Origin of the sequence: Kordia sp., assembly GCF_965283645.1 — a bacterium.
Classification (GTDB): Bacteria; Bacteroidota; Bacteroidia; order Flavobacteriales; family Flavobacteriaceae; genus Kordia.
Window position 1 is genome coordinate 3,674,944 of the sequence record NZ_CBDIPG010000001.1, and the last position, 20,060, is coordinate 3,695,003.

Below are 20,060 nucleotides of genomic sequence, written 5' to 3' on the forward strand. Positions count from 1 at the left end.
GATATAAATATATTTACATCATATTGATTTTTAATGGTATAATTAAAATGTCAAATCGAGCACAGTCGAGATTCTATTAAGCAATAGTATTCTTTAGCTTCTCGACTGCGCTCGAAGTGACAAAGGATATATTTTGTTACACTAAGTGATTAATAAGTAGCGATTTTATATCGAACTTCGATTAATTAATTGTCTCACCATTGTTCACATCATCTTCATCAGGATTTACAAAAACGAGTTTACCTTCTGGCGTTTCAGTCATTAAAATCATTCCCTGACTTTCAACTTTGGCAATTACTCTTGGTGCTAAATTGATGAGCACGGTTACTTTCTTACCAATGATTTCTTCTGGTGTAAAGCTTTCTGCAATTCCAGAAACAATGGTGCGTTTGTCCAAACCTGTATCAACTAATAGTTTTAGTAACTTTTTCGTTTTACGAACTTTTTCAGCTTCTATAATGGTTCCGACACGGATGTCTAATTTTGTGAAATCGTCAAAAGTTGCCGTTTCTTTTTGTGGAATTACTTCTTTGTTTGCCGCTTCGTTTGCCTTTTTTGTCGCTTCAAGCTTGTCTAGTTGTGCTTGGATTTCTTTGTCGTCAATTTTAGCAAATAACAATTCGCCAGGATTAATTTTATGTCCTGCCGGAATTAAAACGTCTTTCGTTGCAATATCATTCCAACCTAAATTGGCATCAAGGTTTAATATGTTTTTTAATTTGTTTGATGTAAATGGTAAAAATGGTTCTGATACTACCGCAATCGCCGCAGCAATTTGAAGCGCTATATACATGATTCCTTTTACCGTTTCAGGATCTTCTTTGATTTTTTTCCAAGGTTCGTTGGCTTGTAAAAATTGATTTCCAAGTCGTGCTAAGTTCATTAATTCCTGACTTGCTTCACGGAAACGATATCTTTCTATGGAACTTGAAATGACTGCTGGAAAATGTTTTACTTGCGTTAATTCTTCATATTCACCAGTATATGCTGGAACAATTCCATCGTAATATTTATGTGTTAATACCACAACACGGTTGATGAAGTTTCCTAAAATGGCAACCAATTCGCTGTTGTTTCGGGTTTGAAAATCTTTCCAAGTGAAATCGTTGTCTTTACTTTCGGGTGCATTCGCGGTTAACGCGTATCGCAACACGTCTTCTTTTCCTGGAAAATCTTGTAAATATTCGTGCAACCAAACTGCCCAGTTTTTAGACGTAGATAGTTTGTTTCCTTCTAAGTTTAAAAATTCGTTGGCAGGCACATTGTCTGGCAAAATGTAATCGCCATGTGCTTTTAACATTGACGGGAAAATGATACAGTGAAATACAATATTATCTTTTCCTATAAAATGTACCAACTTCGTGTCTTTATCTTTCCAATACGGTTCCCAATCTTTTCCTTCGCGTGCGGCCCATTCTTTCGTTGCCGAAATGTAACCGATTGGCGCATCAAACCAAACATATAATACTTTTCCTTCTGCACCTTCTACTGGAACTGGAATTCCCCAATCTAAATCGCGCGTTACGGCACGTGGTTTTAAACCATCATCAACCCACGATTTTACTTGTCCGTATACATTTGGTTTCCAATCTTTTTTATGCCCTTCAATTATCCATTCCGTAAGGAAATCGCTATATTTATCTAAGGGTAAAAACCAGTGTTTTGTTTGTTTCAACGTTGGTACGTTTCCTGTAATTGCCGATTTTGGATTTATGAGTTCTGTTCCACTTAACGAGCTTCCACAATTTTCACATTGATCGCCATAGGCTTCTTCGTAGTTACATTTTGGACACGTTCCAACAACAAAACGATCTGCTAAAAACTGATCTGCTTCGGCATCGTATAATTGTTCGGTAATTTCTTCAATAAATTCACCGTCTTTGTATAGTTTTTTGAAAAATTCAGAAGCGGTTTCATGATGAATTTTCGCAGATGTACGCGAATAGTTGTCAAACGAAATTCCAAAGTCTTCAAACGATTGTTTAATGATTCCGTGATACTTATCAATGATATCTTGTGGCGATACACCTTCTTTTTTAGCGCGCATTGGAATGGCAACTCCATGTTCATCACTTCCACACATAAAGGCAACATCATTACCTGTTAGGCGTAAGTAGCGGGCATAAATATCAGCAGGAACATACACACCAGCCAAGTGTCCAATATGAATAGGACCATTTGTGTATGGCAAAGCGGCAGTGATTGTATAACGTTTTGGATTTTGAGTCATTTCGTTTCGTTTCAATTCAGTAAGATTAGATTTTCTATGTATAGAAAACCGTAAATTAACGTGCAAAAATAAGGATTTACCCCCAAAATTGTAGATTTATCGGGGTAATAATTCGACTTAATTTCACAAAAACGATATTTTTTGCAGATCGTCTAAAAATGATTTTTGTTTGAATGGAAAAAAAGAATCTGTATTTTTTCTTATACTTTTAATATATGAACCAACCCAAACCACTACGAAAAGGAGCAACTGTCGGTATTTTATCTACGGCACGAAAGATTTCCATTGCTGAAATACAACCTGCTATTGAACTATTGCACAGTTGGGATTTGAAAGTTGTTTTAGGAACAACGATTGATCTTGAAGAAAATCAGTTTGCTGGTGACGATATGACACGTACCTTAAATTTTCAACAGTTTTTAGATGATGAACAAATTGATGCCATTTGGTGTGCACGTGGCGGCTACGGTACAATTCGTGTGATTGATGCACTTGATTTTTCACGATTTGTAGCAAAGCCCAAATGGATTATTGGCTATTCAGATGTAACTGTTTTACATTCTAAAGCACAACAATTGAATTTTGAAACCTTGCATGCATCAATGCCAATTAATGTTGCAAAAAATTCGACTGAATCTATCGAAAGTTTACGAAAAGTGCTATTCAGCGAACCCCTAAATTATACAATTCCGAGTGTTTCTTATAATAAAAAAGGAAACGCAAAAGGTGAATTAATCGGTGGAAATTTGAGCATGTTATATAGTATGACAGGTTCTGATTTGAATCTTGATACGAAGGGAAAGATTTTATTTTTAGAAGATTTGGATGAGTATTTGTATCATATTGATCGCATGTTGATGAACTTGAAACGAAACGGTTATTTTGACGGTTTAGCTGGTTTGATTATTGGCGGAATGACCGATATGCATGACAATACGATTCCGTTTGGAAAAACTGCACATGAAATTATTTTAGATGTAACTTCCAACTACGATTTTCCTATTTGTTTCAATTTCCCAGCTGGACATTTGGATGATAATCGTGCCATGATTTTTGGAAAAGAAGTTACGTTAAAGGTTGATGAAAAAGTTGAATTGAAATTTTAGCTTTCCTTTTGACTTAGAATAAAAAGGTAATCTCCTGTGCGATTTTTATAGTTCTGCATAATGGTATTGATTTCACCTGAATTGATATCTTTTTCTAACAATTGAAGTCCTTTTTCAACTTCTTCTTGATTGGCTAATAGAGAAAATGAAGAAATTCCGTTTCTGATGTTTTCATCTAAATATAGTGTTGGATTTTCTTTCCCAACATATAAAAATTGATCTTGTAAGTTAGGTTGAATGCTATATTTTTCAGTGTAAATGTTTTTGAAACCAGCCGCTTGCATAGCATTTTTTATGTGTGCCAACGAAGGCATTTGTTGTATAGAATCTTTCAACATTTTAGGAAAGTAATGATTGAGCCAATATCCCTGCATTTGTATAGGTGTTGAGGTGAAAAACACCAAGTTTGCATATGATTTCATCACACGGTGTAATTCTGAAAATCCTTTTTCTAAACTGTTCCAATGATGTAATGTGAGCGTTCCTACAACACCTTCAACGCTATTATTTTCTAATGGAATGTTTTCTGCCATTCCTTGTTTCCATGTAATATTCGGATGTGTTTTTTTGGCATTTTTTAGCATTTTTTCTGAAGGATCAATACCCATAAATTGCACATCTTTTTGATGCAGTTTTGCAGTATAATTTCCTGTGCCACAACCAATATCTAAATACAAACCTTCGTTTATGGCATTTAAATGATATTGAAGTCTTTCAACTATGTAAGGATCAGCTTTTCGGGTGTTGTTGTATCCGTTTCCAATATGATCGTATGTTGCTTTCATATCGTATGATTTTTAGGTTAGTTTAAAGTTAGTGGCTATTTTGAGTGTAATCAATTGTTTTTTATCATAAAAACTAATAGTACTATGTATATTTTCTTTTGCAAACTTTTGATTCACAACAATAAGATACGTATTTTATTCGAAATTAAAGTATACATCGCATGGCAACACATAACGATTTAGGAAATGAAGGTGAACAGTTGGCTGTTAATTATTTACAGAAAAATGGATATGATGTTTTAGAAAGAAATTACCGTTTTCAGAAAGCGGAAGTTGATATTATTGCACAAAAAGAAAATACACTTGCTGTTGTAGAGGTAAAAACGAGAACTTCGGCAGATTTTGGCAATCCAGAAGATTTTGTGAAGCCAAAGAAGATTAAATTGTTAGTGAAAGCTATAGATGAATATGTTGTTTCCAATGATTTGGATGTTGATGTAAGATTTGATATTATCGCAATATTACATGAGAAAAATAATGTCACAATAAAACATTTAGAAGATGCATTTTATCATTTTTAAAATTCACTGTTATAATTATAACAATTTGTTTTGAAACTTCTTTTTATGTTTGTATTTTTGCACTCTACTAAAATTATAGACTAAATGAAAACCATTTCCTCAATTGTAGAAGACTACATAAAAACCAAGCCGTTTTTATCGAGTGCATTATCACAAGGAATCATTAATTTGACTTCACTTTCACGGTTGATAAAACCAGAAATTGAGCATCAATTAGGAAAAGAAGTGAAAAACGGAGCTATTGTTATGGCTTTGAAACGATTGTCATCGGAATTAGAATTTAGAGTAACGCATCGTGTGTTGAAATTTGTTCGAAATATTGGAGAAATCACAGTCCGATCTGCCTTAAACGATTATACCTTTAAAGTTTCTGAAACATTATTAAAGAGTCAGGCGGCTTTTATGTCCGAAATTGAAGGATTGAATACTGTGTTTTATACTTCTTCTCGTGGTGTTAATGAATCGAACATTGTGGTAAGTAATGAAGTAGCGGAATTAGTAGGCAAGATTTTTAAGCATGAAATTTTATTAGAAAAACAGGAAAATTTATCTTCAATTACAGTCAAATTACCAAAAGATAATGTAAATGTTCCAGGTATTTATTACTTCATTTTCCAGCGTTTATCATGGGAAGGTATAAATATTTATGAAGTTATTTCAACAACAAATGAGTTTACAATTTTGGTAAATGATGAGCAAGTAGATAAGGCTTTTACCGTAATTAAAAACTTGAAATCACTTTAGTATTATATATTGAATTTTCTGCGCGTATTTACATCTAAATTTAAAAAATAGGTGTTTCTACGCTATTCAAGTTGAATATAAATTCGGTTCTTTGTTTTGTAAATACGTGAGATTTAAGTAAATTTAGAAAAGCATTGAAAATTGTTAATTAGCCAAACACTTTCAATAAGTATTTAATTCTTTAGTTATTTTCAACAGCGTTACCCCTAACGACTACCTTTAATAGGTTCTGTAAAGAATCAATAATAGACAATAATTGCATTTTGATTTTACTCATGTTAGTAAAGATGATAGACCGTACACAAAAGTGTCTGTTCGTTTTACAGTAAATACGATAGTAAAAAAACAATATATATCTGTTGCAAGACTTTGTGTTTTGTTATGGAATAAAGATTCGCGAGGAAGATTATGATTTCTGTTTAGTAGATACGATAAATTGAAAGGGTATTTTTCTTTTTGAGAAATTCATTTATCAGATTCTGAAATTTAAAACTCCAAAGCGTAATTTAGTTTTACGAGAAATCCCGCTCAGCAATGAGCGGGATTTTATTTTAGTGAAACTCAATATTGCGAAGTCTGAAATACGCACTTAATATTGCGAAGCGTTTTTCATAAAAAAAGCGAACTTAAAATTTAAGTCCGCTTTCCAATACTAATCTAAAAACATTCAACTTTTACATTTTCTTTTATGGTCTGCAATGTGTGATAATAGATCCACAACCTAAGTTGAAATTAGATCCACAGTTACAGTCTGTATGTGGCAATGAAGGCGGACAATTATCTGTTATTCCAACGGGATCAGATTGTGAACCATTTCCTGGTGCTCTTCCTCCAAATACAGTAGTTAAATTTGAAACATTGTTTTTATTTAAGTGTAAACTATTTACTTTTATTTTTTTCATGATTTTCCTTTTTTTAATTTATTGACAATAGCAAGATTTGTTACATCTTGTAATCCAGCTTGTTCCACAGTTGTATGTTCCATCTGTGCCGCATGCGTTAGTTCTTCCACCTTTTACATCAGTATCATTGTTGATGATAGAAATGGTTTTTTTAGTAAGCTTTAAGCTTTTGAGATTTTGTTTTTTCATTTTATTTGAGTTTTTAGATGCAACTATTAACAAGGACTCGCCAAGTTAGAAGTTCCTGTTGGATCCGGATCTACACAACCGCACGTATCTTGTAATCGCGTATCACAGCCAACAGTACAATTATAATAAGTAGCACTTCCACCACCAATAGTTCCTGTATCTCCAACTGGACAGATTCTTACAGACTCAAATCTAGTTCCTCCTTTAATAGTTAAAGAATTAAAATTTGAGATTGAATTTTTGTTAAGTCTTAGACTTTTAAGATTTTGTTTTTTCATTTTATTTGTTTTTTAAAATTTATACAATAGGACTAACCTTGACTTTTACTATAATTGAAAAATTAAGATGAGTTTACTGAGTTAATAATTAAGAATGAATAGAAATTCATAATATTTAAGATGTTAACAATCGATAGTGCAATCTATGAAAGTAGTACAAATATGATTTGGAGCGGTCATGTCACAATGCAAACAATTTGTTTGTTCAGATGGACTACAATTATTGCACTCAGTTTCAAAATGTGATTTTGTCGGTCTACCGCCTGAAACATTTTTAAAATTTGAAATCGAACTTTTGTTTAATTTTAGACTTTTGATATTTTGTTTTTTCATAATCTTAAATATTAATGTTTGTAAATGAAGAACTATACGGCTCTTCTTGGTTTGCATTCGTAATTAGCACAACCTTGAGAAGTACATCTATTCGTAGCACCTCCAATAAGATTGTTTTGTGTGCTTACTGCTGCAATCGTGAATTTTTTAAGGTCAATCTTTTTCAATGACCATGTTGCTTTTTTCATAATTATTGTTTTTAATAAGTGTATGTGTAAAAAATATAAAGAGACGTAAGTCTACTTTAGTAAAGGTCTAGTGATTATAGTGTTATTAACACATTGCATCATAGCTAGCGGCTGTACAACCTGCAAGACAATACGTAAGTTCAGATGGACTACAAGTACATTCTGTTTGACGAAATGATAATGGTGGTCTACCTCCTAAAACTTCTTTTAGATTTGAAATAGAGTTTTTGTTAAGCTTTAAACTTTTTGGATTTTGTTTTTTCATAATTTCTGTATGAGGTTTTATTAATAATTTTTTCGTTGTGAAATAATCACAGTACCAAAACAATGAATAAATTGAATATCAGTCAATTAAAGCAAATGATGATTCCTTGAATTCCACCTTTAATTCCGTGAATTATCGGAAAACTCATACTGTTTTTGAAAATAATTGAGAACCTTTTGAGTTATATTTGTCATAAATACAAGGATTTACATGAGGAAGCTTTTACTGTTTGGGTGCCTATTTTTTATAGGAATGATTCTACATTCACAAGAAAAAGACATATTGGGAGATGAAGTGATAGCATTGAAAAAAAAGGTGCTAGATAGAAAAGTACCCATTGAAACGGCAGCAATTCTTATCTACGACTATTTAGAAAAAGCCCAACAAAGCAATCGGAAAGAACTTATAGGAAGAGCGTATTATTTGCTAAGTGTTAAAAATACTGACTTACAGAAAAAAGCACAGTTTATAGATAGTGCGCTGTTTTACACTAAAGAAATAAAAGGAGATTCTTTATTTCCCATGAAAGCGTATTTCCATAAAGGAGTGTCTTTGCGTTTGGAGAATGATTATCAAGGTGCTTTAGATAAATATATATTGGCAGAATCTTTAGCAAAAGCTATTGGCAATACAGGATATCAACATCATGTAAAATTTAATATAGGATTGCTAAAAAGGAGATTAGGAAACTATGAAGAAGCCGTTAAACTATTCAAAGAATGTCAAGCTTACGAAGAAAGTAAAAAAGACATGAATGTGGCTCGGTATGAAAATATATTGTTTCAATTGTCATCTATTTATTACGAATCAGGACAAGTGGCTAAATGCTCGGCGATTAATTTACAGGGTATTCAATTGAAATTGAAGAAAGATAAACTTGGTTTGTATTATAATTTTGTAGTCAATGAAGGTATCAATTTACATATAAAAGAGCAATACGAATCTTCTATAGATAGTATAGAAAAAGGAGTTATTCATTTAAAAGAATCACACCAAGCAATTGCTAATCTTTACCTGGCAAAAAGTTACTATGCTTTGGGAAAAAAAGAAAAAGCAGTATTCCTTTTTAAAGAAATAGATAGCTTTTTTAATAAAACTCAAGACTTGTTTCCGCCACTACGTGAATCCTATGAATATTTAATTAAAAATGCAAAAGAAGAAAAGGACAAAGAACAACAATTATACTATACAGAGCAATTATTGGAGGTTGATAGCATGATTCATGCAAACTATAAGTATTTGGTGAATACCATTGTGAAAAAATATGATATTCCAGAATTAATTGAAAGTCGTAATAATTTAATAACAGATTTAAAAAATGATAAAAAGCAAATTATCATTGGAAGCATACTATTAGTACTATTGATAGTAGGTTTAATGTTAGTATATAATTATAAATTAAAACAAAAATATCAAAAACGATACAATCTCATAATTGCACAATCAAACACAATTACAGAAGAAATAACTATTACAAAAGATGCCGAATTACAACCTGTAATCAAAGATATAGATAAAGATATTGTACAAGAAGTTTTAGATCAACTTGATAAATTTGAGCAAGAAAAACACTATCTCACCAATCAAATCTCATTAAAAGAAGTTGCGAAAATTGTAAATACAAACTCAAAATACTTATCAAAAATCATCAATTCATACAAAGAAAAAAACTTTGCAACCTACATCAATGATTTACGAATTGATTACTTAATAGACCGTATGCAACACGATCCTATATATCGAAAATATACCATTCGTGCCATTGCGGAAGAAGGTGGTTTTTCAAATCCGGAAGGATTTTTTAGAGCGTTTCAGAAAAAGACTGGATTAAAACCTTCGTATTTTCTTAAAAAAATTAAGGAAAGTCAACAAAAAAAACAATAATTCGCGGAATTATAGCTTACGGAAGTCGCTTTTCTCTTGTTTTAAAATGTGAATAATTTAGTTTTGAATACATTAATTTTAAAACCATTATTAGTATGAAAAGAATTAAAAAAGTATTAAAACTAAAAAGAATTAAAATTGCAAATATGAATTTCATTACAGGTGGAGGCAATGAAGGTCATGAGGAATCTAAGGTAATTACATGTCAGAGTGAAGATCCTAAAATTGACTGTTCTGGAACACGAAATGAAGCATCAGATATTCATAATCCATGCAGTGACACTTGTTTTACGAATCAATCAGATACCCGAACTATTTTTATGTCCATGACTTGTTAAAAAAAAATATAATTATGAAAAAAAACAGAAAAGCATTACAGTTTAAAAAAATTAAAATAGCGAATATTACTCTTATTAAAGGTGGAAACAATGAAGACACGAATGTATCTGTAGGAGTTGCATGTGGAAGTGATAATCCCAACACTGTTTGTGATGACACACGAAATGAAGCATCAGATATTCAAAATCCGTGCAGTGATGCTTGCCTTCAAACTGCTAATCGACCAAACAATAATTCTGTGGGCAAAGATGTTTGTTTCCTAGGTTATTGTTTGCAACCATAACTACGGACTTTGATGAAGGAAAAATTTAAAATTCAAAAAATTATGAAAAGAAATAAAAAAGTATTGACGTTCACAAAAATTAGAATTGCGAATATGAACCGTATCAAAGGTGGAGGCCATGTACATACATCTGAAGCTATCGAATGTGAAAGTAATGATCCTAAGGCTACTTGTGGCGGAACTCGATTTGAAGCAACAGTTCCAGAAAACCCATGTAGCGATACTTGTTTAGGAAGTCGTATAGTCAATTCAAGAGATCAAGAAAAATGCTTCCGTACTTTCTAAAAAATAAAATGGCGTTTGGTAGTTAATAATGATACAAAAGCGGGAATAACGATGCGTAATTAGTTGTTCTCGCTTTTTTAAGTTTATACTATAATTCAGTGAATTGTCGTGAAATTTGGAATTAAAACACGTAAGTCATTTTTCTTTTCAACTATATTTGTTCAAATTCAAGACAGTCTTTATGAAGAAGTTACTACTGTTTACAATTATATTATTTGTGGGAATGATTATGTTCGCACAAGAACAAAATACATTATTGCTAGAGGAATTCGGATCTTTACGAAAGGAACTTCGAAATAAAGAACTAAAACCTGAGCAACGAAAAAAACGTGCAACTGCATATTTAGAAAAAGTAAAAAAATCTAATCGCAATGAACTTATTGGAAGAGGTTTTTATCTACTAGCGAGCAACAATCCAAACATAGAAGAAAAATTACAGTATTTAGATAGTACAATATTCTACACCAAAGACATAAAAGGAGACGATGTTTTTCCGGTACAAGCCTATATGAACAAAGGCGCTACCTTATATAATCAAAAAGATTTAAAAGGAACTATAGACAACTTTATAAAAGCTGAAGGTGCCGCCGAACGAAACGGAGATATAGAATTCCAATTTGATATAAAATACAATATTGGGTTTCTTAAACGCCATATTGGAGACTATAAAGAAGCTGAAGCATTACTTCTTGAATGCAAAGCATATGAAGAAAATATTAAAAAGAAGTACAGTCTTAGCTACATTTCAATACTATACCAATTGTCTTCTATTTATTTTGAAATGGGCAGAATAGAAGAAGGAAAAGCTATTAATGAAGAAGGTATTTATTGGTCAAAAAAGAAAAAGAACGATCCTATGTATTATTCCTTTGTCATGAATGAAGGAATCAATTTAAATAAAAAAGGAGATTACGGAGCTTCTTTAGATAGTTTACAAAAAGCACTTCCACATGTATTACCAGAAAATGTGTCCTTTATGAACTACTATTTAGGAACTACCTATTACAAGCTAGATCAAAAAGAAAAAGGATTGCTTTATTTTAAAAAAAATGATTCCATTTTAAATGCTACAAATGATTTATATCCATCTTTAATTCCTGCATATGAATATCTAATAAGCGACAGTAAAAAACGCAAAGATCAACAAGCGCAGTTATATTACACCAATCAATTATTAAAAATTGACAGTATTACAGACAAGGATTATGGATATGTTTTAAAAACGATTGTAAAACAGTATGACATTCCTAAATATGTAGCCGAACGAGAAAAGATAATTATCAATTTAAGGAACCAGAATGAAGCCATTGCAAACAATGCAAGATGGATGATTACTCTAAGTTTACTAGTATGTGCGTTGGCTTTTATTGGATTACTTTATTATTATCGTTTAAAAAAGGATTACAAAAAGAAATATGAAGCACTTATAAATAATTCTACTTCTGTTATAGAAGAGCAAATTGAAATTAAAGAAGCAAAAATGCAGCCTGTTTCAATGGAAATTGATGATAAAATAGTTCAAAATATATTGGAAAAATTACATCAATTTGAACAAGAAGAAACATACCTTACCAATCAAATTTCATTAAAAGATGTCGCAAAAATTGTAGATACAAACTCCAAGTATTTATCAAAAATTATAAACTCTCATAGGAATAAGAATTTTGCAAGTTACATTAACGATTTACGAATTGACTATTTTGTAAGGCAAATTCAAAAAGATTCTACTTATCGAAAATATACAATTCGGGCAATTGCAGAAGATATAGGATTTTCCAATCCTGAAGGGTTTTCAAGAGCGTTTCAAAAGAAAACTGGGTTAAAACCTTCGTATTTCATTAGAAAAATTATAGAAGACGAAAAAAACAAGTGACGATTCACGGAATTATTGTATTTAATTACCTGTTTTCAAGGTTATTTTGATGCGAGATTAGTAGTTTTAAATCAAAATTTATTAAAATCGATTATTATGAGAATTAAAAAGAAATCCCTCAACCTAAAAAAGTTCAAAATAGCAAACCTTAACCAAACATTTATTTATGGAGGAACCGGAACAACAAGTGTTGCAACAACTTCGGTAGATTGTACACGACCTTCAGATCCGCCAGAATGCTATATATATAGTGAGCCGCTAGTAACCTGTACATCAATTGGTCAGTTAAAATCGCTAGAGCGAGAAGGTGCTGAGTGTAAAGGAGAAGTTGTTGGGTCACTAAACAACGGCGGCGGTACTCATAACTGTGCTCCATAACTTTTTGTAGTTACAGTATAAAAAATATCAAAACAGAGGAATTTTAAATTCCTCTGTTTTTTTTATAATTCAAAAAAAATGACTCCTAATTCCTTTAATTGCATGTTGTAAGTGCTTTAGCATACTTTAAAATCAACTTAAAATAGATACATTTAGACCATACCTTAAAACTGAAAAAATGAAACACATTTACATTACAATTTTACTATTCACCACAGTGTTTTGTCAAGCTCAAATTGTAAACATACCTGATGCGAATTTTAAAAATGCCCTTATCGGAGATGGATATGATGAAAATGATGATGGCGAAATACAAGTTTCTGAGGCAACATCAGTACAAATTATGTATGTAGCTGGTGAAGATATTACAGACTTAACAGGTATTGAAGCTTTTATAAACCTAAGAAGACTATCTTGTCAAAACAATCAAATTACAAGCTTAGATTTAAGTAACAATCTAAGTTTAGAGGACGTAATCGTATTTGGAAATCAGCTTACGAGTCTTAATTTAGGGAACAACACTATTGTTTCAAGCCTAATATGTTCCTCAAATCAATTAACAAGTTTAGACTTAAGTAACAATACAAATTTAGTTACTGTAACTGCTACTTACAACCAACTTACGAGTTTAAACTTAACCAATTTATCACTATTGGAAAACTTACGGGTAAGTTATAATCAATTTTCAAACTTGGATTTAAGTCCAAATGTCAATTTGGGAGTTTTAGAATGTGATAGCAATCAACTTACCAATCTAAACTTAAGTAGTAATCCTAATATATATGCTCTGTTCATAAGAAATAATCAATTGCAGATGCTCAATGTTACTAACAATCCGCAACTAACACGTATAATCTGTCCAAATAATCAGCTTACAGAAATAGATTTGAGCAATAATGTGAATATAACAAGTATTGATCTTTCATCCAATCAATTTATGAGTATAGACATAAGTAGTTTGGTTAACTTAGAATATTTAACCTTAGATGATAATCTAAATTTAGAATACCTAAACTTTAAGAGTGGAAACAATGATGATTTTGATGTTGCTGATCGTGCTTCTCTCGAAAATTTACCAAACTTGGAATTTGTATGTGTGGATGATATAAACTCAAACTTCACATCTAACTTTCAATATTTAATCGATCAAACAATCGTATTCACAGAATATTGCTCTTTTACGCCTGGAGGCGAATTTTATGAAATAACAGGAAATACAATGTTAGACGCAAACAACAATGGTTGTGATGTTAATGATAACGCGTATGCAAATCTCCAATTAGACATTACAAACGGAACCGAAAATGGCGTCTTTTACAGTAACGAAGCAGGAAGCTATACTGTGCCAATTCAGGCAGGAAACTATACTATCACACCTCAATTTGAAAATCTAACCTATTTTACAGCAACTCCAGCAAGTATTACAGTAGATTTTCCAACGGATGCAAGTCCAGCCATACAAGATTTTTGTATCACACCTAATGGAATTCACAATGATGTAGAAATAACAATAGTTCCTACAGAAGTAGCGCGTCCTGGATTTGAAGCATACTATAAATTAATATACAGAAACAAAGGAAACACAACGCTATCCGGAAACATTACTATTACATTTAATGATGATGTGATGAATTTGGTAACAGCTTCTCCAACTGTTGACACACAAACTACAGGAAACTTAACGTGGAACTATGCCAACCTAGAACCGTTTGAAACAAATGAAATTCTATTCACAATGTTGCTAAACACACCAACAGATGCAACATTTCCAGTAAATGGAGACGACATATTACCATTTGTAGCAACCATAAACCCTGTAAATGGTGATGAAATTCCAGATGATAATGTATTTGAACTAAATCAAATAGTTGTCAACTCTTTCGATCCAAATGATATCAGATGTTTAGAAGGAAATGAAATTGCAGAAGCACAAGTTGGAAAATATGTACACTATCTTATACGATTTGAAAATACAGGAACTGCAAGCGCTGTAAACATTGTTGTAAAAGATGTTATTGACACTAACAAATTTGATATTTCATCTGTAACGCCTTTAAATGGTAGTCATAACTATGTAACCAGAATTGTAAATGGTAATGAAATAGAATTCATCTTTGAAAACATTCAACTTCCGTTTGATGATGCTACAAATGATGGATATGTATTGTTCAAAATAAGAACAGTACCAACCTTAGTTGTAGGCGATACATTCAGCAATCAAGCTGAAATCTACTTTGATTTCAACGCGCCTATAATTACAAATACTTCAACAACAACGATAGAAAATAACTTAAGTGTAAATGAATTCGATAACAATAAAATAATTGCAGCATATCCAAATCCTGTAGAAAACGAATTGTTCTTTGGAACAAATCAACACATAGAAAAAATTACAGTGTACAATCTATCTGGGAAAGTGGTACAACAATATAAAGCAGCATCTTCATCGTTAAACAAAATAGACGTAAAAAGCTTGTCGAAAGTTTTATACTTCGTAAAAATTCAAACGGCTAACGGAACGCAAACGCAAAAAATAATTAAGCAATAATTAGCCCATAGTTCAATAAAAAAGGCTTGTAACTAATTTAAGTTACAAGCCTTTTTTTATCTTTTATAAAATATAATTGATGTCAGATCGAATGAAATTCTCAAAGAATATCGTATCGAGATTAAATAATTATATCTATCAAACTCACGTTGCTTATTCTTTAACTTCCTCTTGGAAAAACTCTTCCAACTCTTTTACACCATACGGTTTTCCAATAATACGTTTGTCTTTATCCAACACAAAAAATGTTGGAGTAGACGTTACATTATAGGTGTTTCCAATTTCATTATCCCACTTTTCCAAACCTAAAATATGTATAAAATCTGGGTAGAAAGAAATTTCATTTGCCCAACTTGCGCGTTCGTCTTCCAAACCAACAGCAATTACTTTAAACTTGTCTTTATCCTGACTTTCTACAAAAGCTTTCAACTTTGGAAACTCTTTCAAACAATGCGAACACGTACTACTCCAAAAAACGATGATATAATTTTCTGAACCTTCTTGTTCGCTCAATTTATATGTTTTATTATCTTTTACCCACGTAATTTCTGGAGCAACCACACCAAACGCTAAACGCTTGTGAGTTTCCAATCTTTTTATCAATTCGGCATCATTCAATTGTTTGGCAATCGGAAGTAAATACGTATCTGCAACATAAATAGCAATAGCTTCATTTTCCAACACTACCATTTGTTCCCACAATACAGTAAACAATGTTTTTTGGTAGTCCAACGGAACCGTTGCTATCTTTTTTGAAACAACTTCAATATTTTTCTTATACGCTTCAATTAACTCTTTTCCTGTATAGTCTTTTAATGGCAATGCCGTAAATACATAATTTGAAATCTTATCAGCAATAAAATCTGAATTTTGCAATTGCGGATTCAAAAAATCAACATGATCAAAATAATGTTTTCTAATATTTTCAACCATTTCTGCAGGTTCTTCATATTTCATTGGAATATACGCGCTGCTTGCTTTTATAAAGTCATAAACGATTGTTCCTGCGGCTTCTTTCTCAAAAATATCTTGTGTATCCTGTAAAGTTTTAAAAATGGTTAAAAACGCTTCCTTGTCGGTTTGTCCACTTTGATAAAATTCATTAATTTCTCGCTTAATCATATTCACACTTGAAAAATAAGAAGTATTCAACTTATTTTCTGTAGATTCAGTAAAATCAGAGCCTTCTTCATCAAATACAAATGTAATATCTTCTGCTCCGCTATAAATAAAATCGAAATTCTCAGATTCTTGTGGCATTCCATATACCAAACGATACATGCCTTTTGGCGCGTCTGTTGCAAACGTATAGGTTAGTTTTCCGTCAACAATTTTTCCGTTGTCAATATATTCTTGATGTGTTGTTTTTAGTTTATATAAAATAAACCATTTATATTCCTCAGCAGGAGAAAATGTTCCTGAAATGCTTTTCTGTGCCTGCGCAAATAGTGGAATTATACACAGTATTAAAAGTAATTTTCTAATCATATTCTTTATATTTTAATCAAGTCGTTTTTAAGTCACAAATAATACTATCCAATAATTAAGCCAAACCAATTACGTTGCTTTTTGTAATACATGCAATGCTTTTTTTATGGACGTAATACGATCAAAAGTAAGCAACAAACGCAATCCGTTTCTAGTTTGCTTCTCTTTCATGCTACAAATTGATGGATTTTGCTGTACAAATTGTAGTACTTGTGTAAAAATAGGACTTTGGTAGAAATCCGATTGTTGATCAGAAATAAAATATCCAACCATTTTTCCTTTTTTCATGATAATTTTTTCCAAACCTAATTTTGTAGCCATCCATTTCATACGAACCGAATCTAGCAAAGCAATCGCAGGTGCTGGCAATGGTCCAAATCTGTCAACTAATTCGTTTTCAAAAACTTGCAATTCTTCTTCAGTTTTCAAAACACTCAATTTATTATACAAAACCAACCGTTCTGTAACGGTATTTATATATGCATCAGGAAATAATAACTCGAAATCTGTATCAATTTGAGTTTCTTTCAAATACACTTTTTCCTTCTTACCTTCTTGTGTTTCGTATAACTCTTTAAACTCGTTATCCTTAAGTTCTTCAATGGTTTCGTTCAATATTTTTTGATACGTTTCAAAGCCAATTTCATTGATAAATCCACTTTGTTCACCACCTAATAAATCTCCTGCACCCCGAATTTCTAAATCTTTCATGGCAATATTAAAACCACTTCCCAACGTTGAAAATTGTACCAACGCATTAATACGTTTGCGTGCATCTTGCGTCATTACAGAATCTGGCGGCGTTATAAAATAGCAAAATGCTTTTTTATTGCTTCGTCCAACACGTCCACGCATTTGATGTAAATCGCTCAAACCAAAATTATTAGCGTTATTGATGAAAATAGTATTCGCATTTGGAACATCCAAACCACTTTCAATAATGGTAGTAGATACCAACACATCAAACTCTCCGTTCATAAATGCTAACATAAGTTTTTCAAGCTTCTTTCCGTCCATTTGCCCGTGTCCAATTCCAATCTTAGCATCAGGAACCAAACGTTGAATCATTCCGGCAACTTCTTTAATATTTTCAATTCTGTTATGAATAAAAAATACTTGTCCACCACGTTGAATTTCATAACTCACCGCATCACGAATGGTTTCTTCTTGAAAACGAATTACATTGGTTTCAATCGGATAACGGTTTGGTGGCGGTGTATTAATTACAGATAAATCACGTGCGGCCATCAAACTAAATTGCAATGTTCTCGGAATTGGCGTAGCCGTTAAGGTAAGTGTATCAACGTTTTCTTTGATGGTTTTTAATTTATCTTTTACAGCAACACCAAATTTTTGCTCTTCATCAATAATTAACAAACCAAGGTCTTTAAATTTCACGGCTTTGTTAACCAATTGATGCGTTCCAATCACAATATCAACATTTCCATTTTCAAGACCAGAAATTACAGTATTTCGTTGTTTCGTTGATCGGAATCGATTCAGATAATCTACCGTAATTGGCATATCAACCAAACGTTCGCTAAAGGTTTTAAAATGTTGAAAGGCTAAGATAGTTGTCGGAACCAAAATAGCCACTTGTTTTCCGTTATCAACGGCTTTAAACGCGGCTCTAATAGCCACTTCTGTTTTTCCAAAACCAACATCTCCACACACCAATCTGTCCATTGGGCGTTCACTTTCCATGTCAGCTTTTACATCTTCCGTAGCTTTGGATTGATCGGGCGTATCTTCATAAATAAAAGAAGCTTCTAACTCGTGTTGTAAATGTGTATCAGGTCCGTACTGAATTCCTTTTTTCATACGTCGCTTTGCATACAACTCAATCAAATTATAAGCAATATGCTTTACGCGTGCTTTGGTTTTTTGCTTGAGTTTTTTCCAAGCGCCAGAACCGAGTTTGTATATTTTTGGAGGTTTACCGTCTTTTCCGTTAAACTTCGTAATCTTGTGTAATGAGTGAATGCTGAGGTATAAAATATCGCGTTCGCCATAAATAAGTTTGATGGCTTCTTGCTTTTTCCCTTCCACATCAATCTTTTTTAAACCGCCAAATTTTCCAATTCCATGATCAATATGTGTTACATAATCGCCAATTTCTAAATTGGTCAATTCTTTCAGCGTAATGGCTTGCTTTTTGGCATAACCATTTTTCAAATGAAATTTGTGATAACGTTCAAAAACTTGATGATCTGTATAACAAACTACTTTTTGATTGTGATCAATAAATCCTTGATAAAGCGGAAGTACAATGGTTTCATAATGTACTTTTTGCTCTACATCATCAAAAATATCATGAAAACGTTTCGCTTGTTGTTCACTTGTGCAGGTAATGTAATTTTTATATCCTTTGGCGTGATTTTCGTCTAAATTTTCAATCAATAAGTCAAACTGACGATTGAAAGAAGGTTGCGGCGTTGTATTAAATGCTACAAATGTAGCTGCTTTTAACAACGGATTCGCAGTCAATTCTACAATAGTGTACTCTAAAAATTGACGTTGTAATAATTCTTTTGTGCAGAATAATTCTTCAGGTGTATTGTGTTTTATTTCTTCTGATAATTCAGCGAAAGCGGCATTGGCTTTGCTAAATAATTTATCAATTCGACCAAAAACTAATTCTGTATTTTTTGCAAAAACAACTGTTTTTCCTGGAATGTATTTTAAAAAGCTTTCGCGAGATTCCTGCAAGGCTTTGTTTTCAACATTTGGTATAATGCTAATCTTTTTTACTTTTTCTGTAGACAGTTGCGTTTCCACATCAAACGTACGCATGCTATCAACTTCATCACCAAAAAACTCAATTCGGTAAGGTTCATCGTTTGAAAATGAATACACATCTACAATTCCACCACGAACGGAGAATTCGCCAGGTTCTGTGACAAAATCTACGCGATTGAAATTGTATTCAAACAAGGTTTCATTCACAAAATCGATAGAAAGTTTATCATTTAATGAAATCTTTAATGTGTTTTTTTCAAGTTCTTTACGTGTGACAACTTTTTCAAATAACGCATCCGGATACGTAACAATTAACGATGGTTTTTTACGTGAATTGATTCTGTTCAACACTTCGGCACGTAACAATACATTTGCATTGTCGGTTTCTTCAATTTGATACGGTCTGCGGTAACTTCCAGGATAAAAAAGCACATCTTTGTCATTCAGTAAATGTTCTAAGTCATTTAAATAATAAGCGGCTTCTTCTTTATCATTTAAGATGAATAAAAACGGCATTTCGCTTTGCTTGAAAACTTCCGAAACAACAAATGATAAACTTGATCCTGTAAGGTCTTTTACGTGTATTTTTTCTTGATTTTTGGCAATAGCTTGCCCCAATTTCCTAAGTTTAGGAGATTGTGAAAAAAGTTGCGAGATTTTAGTGATACTCACGTTTAAAAAAATTTAGACACAAATATACTA

19 protein-coding genes are annotated in these 20,060 nt (G+C 32.1%); 10 read left to right on the top strand and 9 right to left on the bottom strand.

Going from position 1 to position 20,060, the window contains the following annotated elements:
- Positions 1-181 precede the first annotated feature (181 nt).
- The gene (metG, locus tag ACQ654_RS16145) at positions 182-2,230 is read right to left on the bottom strand and encodes a methionine--tRNA ligase (protein WP_430411377.1); all 2,049 of its coding nucleotides are present in this window, start codon (positions 2,228-2,230) and stop codon (positions 182-184) included.
- A gap of 215 nt (positions 2,231-2,445) precedes the next feature.
- Between metG and ACQ654_RS16150 the strand changes: the two genes are divergently transcribed.
- Entirely contained in the window at positions 2,446-3,336 is an 891-nt protein-coding gene (locus tag ACQ654_RS16150; RefSeq protein ID WP_430411378.1) for a S66 peptidase family protein, read from the top strand.
- Here the strand turns inward: ACQ654_RS16150 and ACQ654_RS16155 are convergent.
- A complete protein-coding gene (locus tag ACQ654_RS16155; protein WP_430411379.1) occupies positions 3,333-4,121 on the bottom strand; it encodes a class I SAM-dependent methyltransferase in 789 nt (262 codons plus the stop codon). The two genes, ACQ654_RS16150 and ACQ654_RS16155, sit on opposite strands and share 4 nt — an antisense overlap.
- A 161-nt stretch (positions 4,122-4,282) precedes the next feature.
- Here ACQ654_RS16155 and ACQ654_RS16160 point away from each other — a divergent pair, with 161 nt between their 5' ends.
- Positions 4,283-4,642, top strand: a complete 360-nt coding sequence (locus ACQ654_RS16160) for a YraN family protein (RefSeq protein ID WP_430411380.1) — start codon at positions 4,283-4,285, stop codon at positions 4,640-4,642.
- 84 nt (positions 4,643-4,726) lie between these two features.
- Positions 4,727-5,386 (top strand): aspartate kinase, encoded by a 660-nt coding sequence (locus ACQ654_RS16165; RefSeq protein WP_430411381.1) that lies wholly within the window; start codon positions 4,727-4,729, stop codon positions 5,384-5,386.
- A gap of 686 nt (positions 5,387-6,072) precedes the next feature.
- Here ACQ654_RS16165 and ACQ654_RS16170 read toward each other — a convergent pair.
- The 5 genes from ACQ654_RS16170 to ACQ654_RS16190 form a co-directional block, all read right to left on the bottom strand.
- Positions 6,073-6,288 (bottom strand): hypothetical protein, encoded by a 216-nt coding sequence (locus ACQ654_RS16170; RefSeq protein ID WP_430411382.1) that lies wholly within the window; start codon positions 6,286-6,288, stop codon positions 6,073-6,075.
- A gap of 18 nt (positions 6,289-6,306) precedes the next feature.
- Positions 6,307-6,477 carry a hypothetical protein gene (locus ACQ654_RS16175; protein ID WP_430411383.1) on the bottom strand — a complete coding sequence of 57 codons (171 nt, stop codon included), beginning with the start codon at positions 6,475-6,477 and terminating at the stop codon, positions 6,307-6,309.
- Between the two features lie 26 nt (positions 6,478-6,503).
- Positions 6,504-6,755: a hypothetical protein gene (locus ACQ654_RS16180; RefSeq protein WP_430411384.1), complete on the bottom strand. Its 252-nt coding sequence runs from the start codon at positions 6,753-6,755 to the stop codon at positions 6,504-6,506.
- Between the two features lie 365 nt (positions 6,756-7,120).
- Positions 7,121-7,276, bottom strand: a complete 156-nt coding sequence (locus ACQ654_RS16185) for a hypothetical protein (protein WP_430411385.1) — start codon at positions 7,274-7,276, stop codon at positions 7,121-7,123.
- 85 nt (positions 7,277-7,361) lie between these two features.
- Positions 7,362-7,541, bottom strand: a complete 180-nt coding sequence (locus ACQ654_RS16190; RefSeq protein ID WP_430411386.1) for a hypothetical protein — start codon at positions 7,539-7,541, stop codon at positions 7,362-7,364.
- A gap of 210 nt (positions 7,542-7,751) precedes the next feature.
- Here ACQ654_RS16190 and ACQ654_RS16195 point away from each other — a divergent pair, with 210 nt between their 5' ends.
- The 7 genes from ACQ654_RS16195 to ACQ654_RS16225 all read left to right on the top strand — a co-directional run bounded on the left by ACQ654_RS16195 (position 7,752) and on the right by ACQ654_RS16225 (position 15,131).
- Positions 7,752-9,425, top strand: a complete 1,674-nt coding sequence (locus ACQ654_RS16195; protein ID WP_430411387.1) for a helix-turn-helix domain-containing protein — start codon at positions 7,752-7,754, stop codon at positions 9,423-9,425.
- A gap of 95 nt (positions 9,426-9,520) precedes the next feature.
- Positions 9,521-9,763 (top strand): hypothetical protein, encoded by a 243-nt coding sequence (locus tag ACQ654_RS16200; protein WP_430411388.1) that lies wholly within the window; start codon positions 9,521-9,523, stop codon positions 9,761-9,763.
- Between the two features lie 14 nt (positions 9,764-9,777).
- Positions 9,778-10,047 carry a hypothetical protein gene (locus tag ACQ654_RS16205; RefSeq protein ID WP_430411389.1) on the top strand — a complete coding sequence of 90 codons (270 nt, stop codon included), beginning with the start codon at positions 9,778-9,780 and terminating at the stop codon, positions 10,045-10,047.
- Positions 10,048-10,089: 42 nt separating this feature from the next.
- Positions 10,090-10,332, top strand: a complete 243-nt coding sequence (locus ACQ654_RS16210; RefSeq protein ID WP_430411390.1) for a hypothetical protein — start codon at positions 10,090-10,092, stop codon at positions 10,330-10,332.
- Between the two features lie 181 nt (positions 10,333-10,513).
- Positions 10,514-12,205: a helix-turn-helix domain-containing protein gene (locus ACQ654_RS16215; RefSeq protein WP_430411392.1), complete on the top strand. Its 1,692-nt coding sequence runs from the start codon at positions 10,514-10,516 to the stop codon at positions 12,203-12,205.
- Positions 12,206-12,301: 96 nt separating this feature from the next.
- Complete coding sequence (locus ACQ654_RS16220; protein WP_430411393.1) at positions 12,302-12,583, top strand: hypothetical protein; 282 nt, start codon at positions 12,302-12,304, stop codon at positions 12,581-12,583.
- A 178-nt stretch (positions 12,584-12,761) separates the two neighbouring features.
- A complete protein-coding gene (locus tag ACQ654_RS16225; RefSeq protein WP_430411394.1) occupies positions 12,762-15,131 on the top strand; it encodes a DUF7619 domain-containing protein in 2,370 nt (789 codons plus the stop codon).
- A 153-nt stretch (positions 15,132-15,284) separates the two neighbouring features.
- Here ACQ654_RS16225 and ACQ654_RS16230 read toward each other — a convergent pair whose 3' ends face one another.
- Positions 15,285-16,619, bottom strand: coding sequence for a TlpA family protein disulfide reductase (locus ACQ654_RS16230; protein WP_430411395.1), 1,335 nt, complete (start codon positions 16,617-16,619; stop codon positions 15,285-15,287).
- 69 nt (positions 16,620-16,688) lie between these two features.
- Entirely contained in the window at positions 16,689-19,976 is a 3,288-nt protein-coding gene (gene mfd / locus ACQ654_RS16235; RefSeq protein WP_430411396.1) for a transcription-repair coupling factor, read from the bottom strand.
- Positions 19,977-20,060 lie beyond the last annotated feature (84 nt).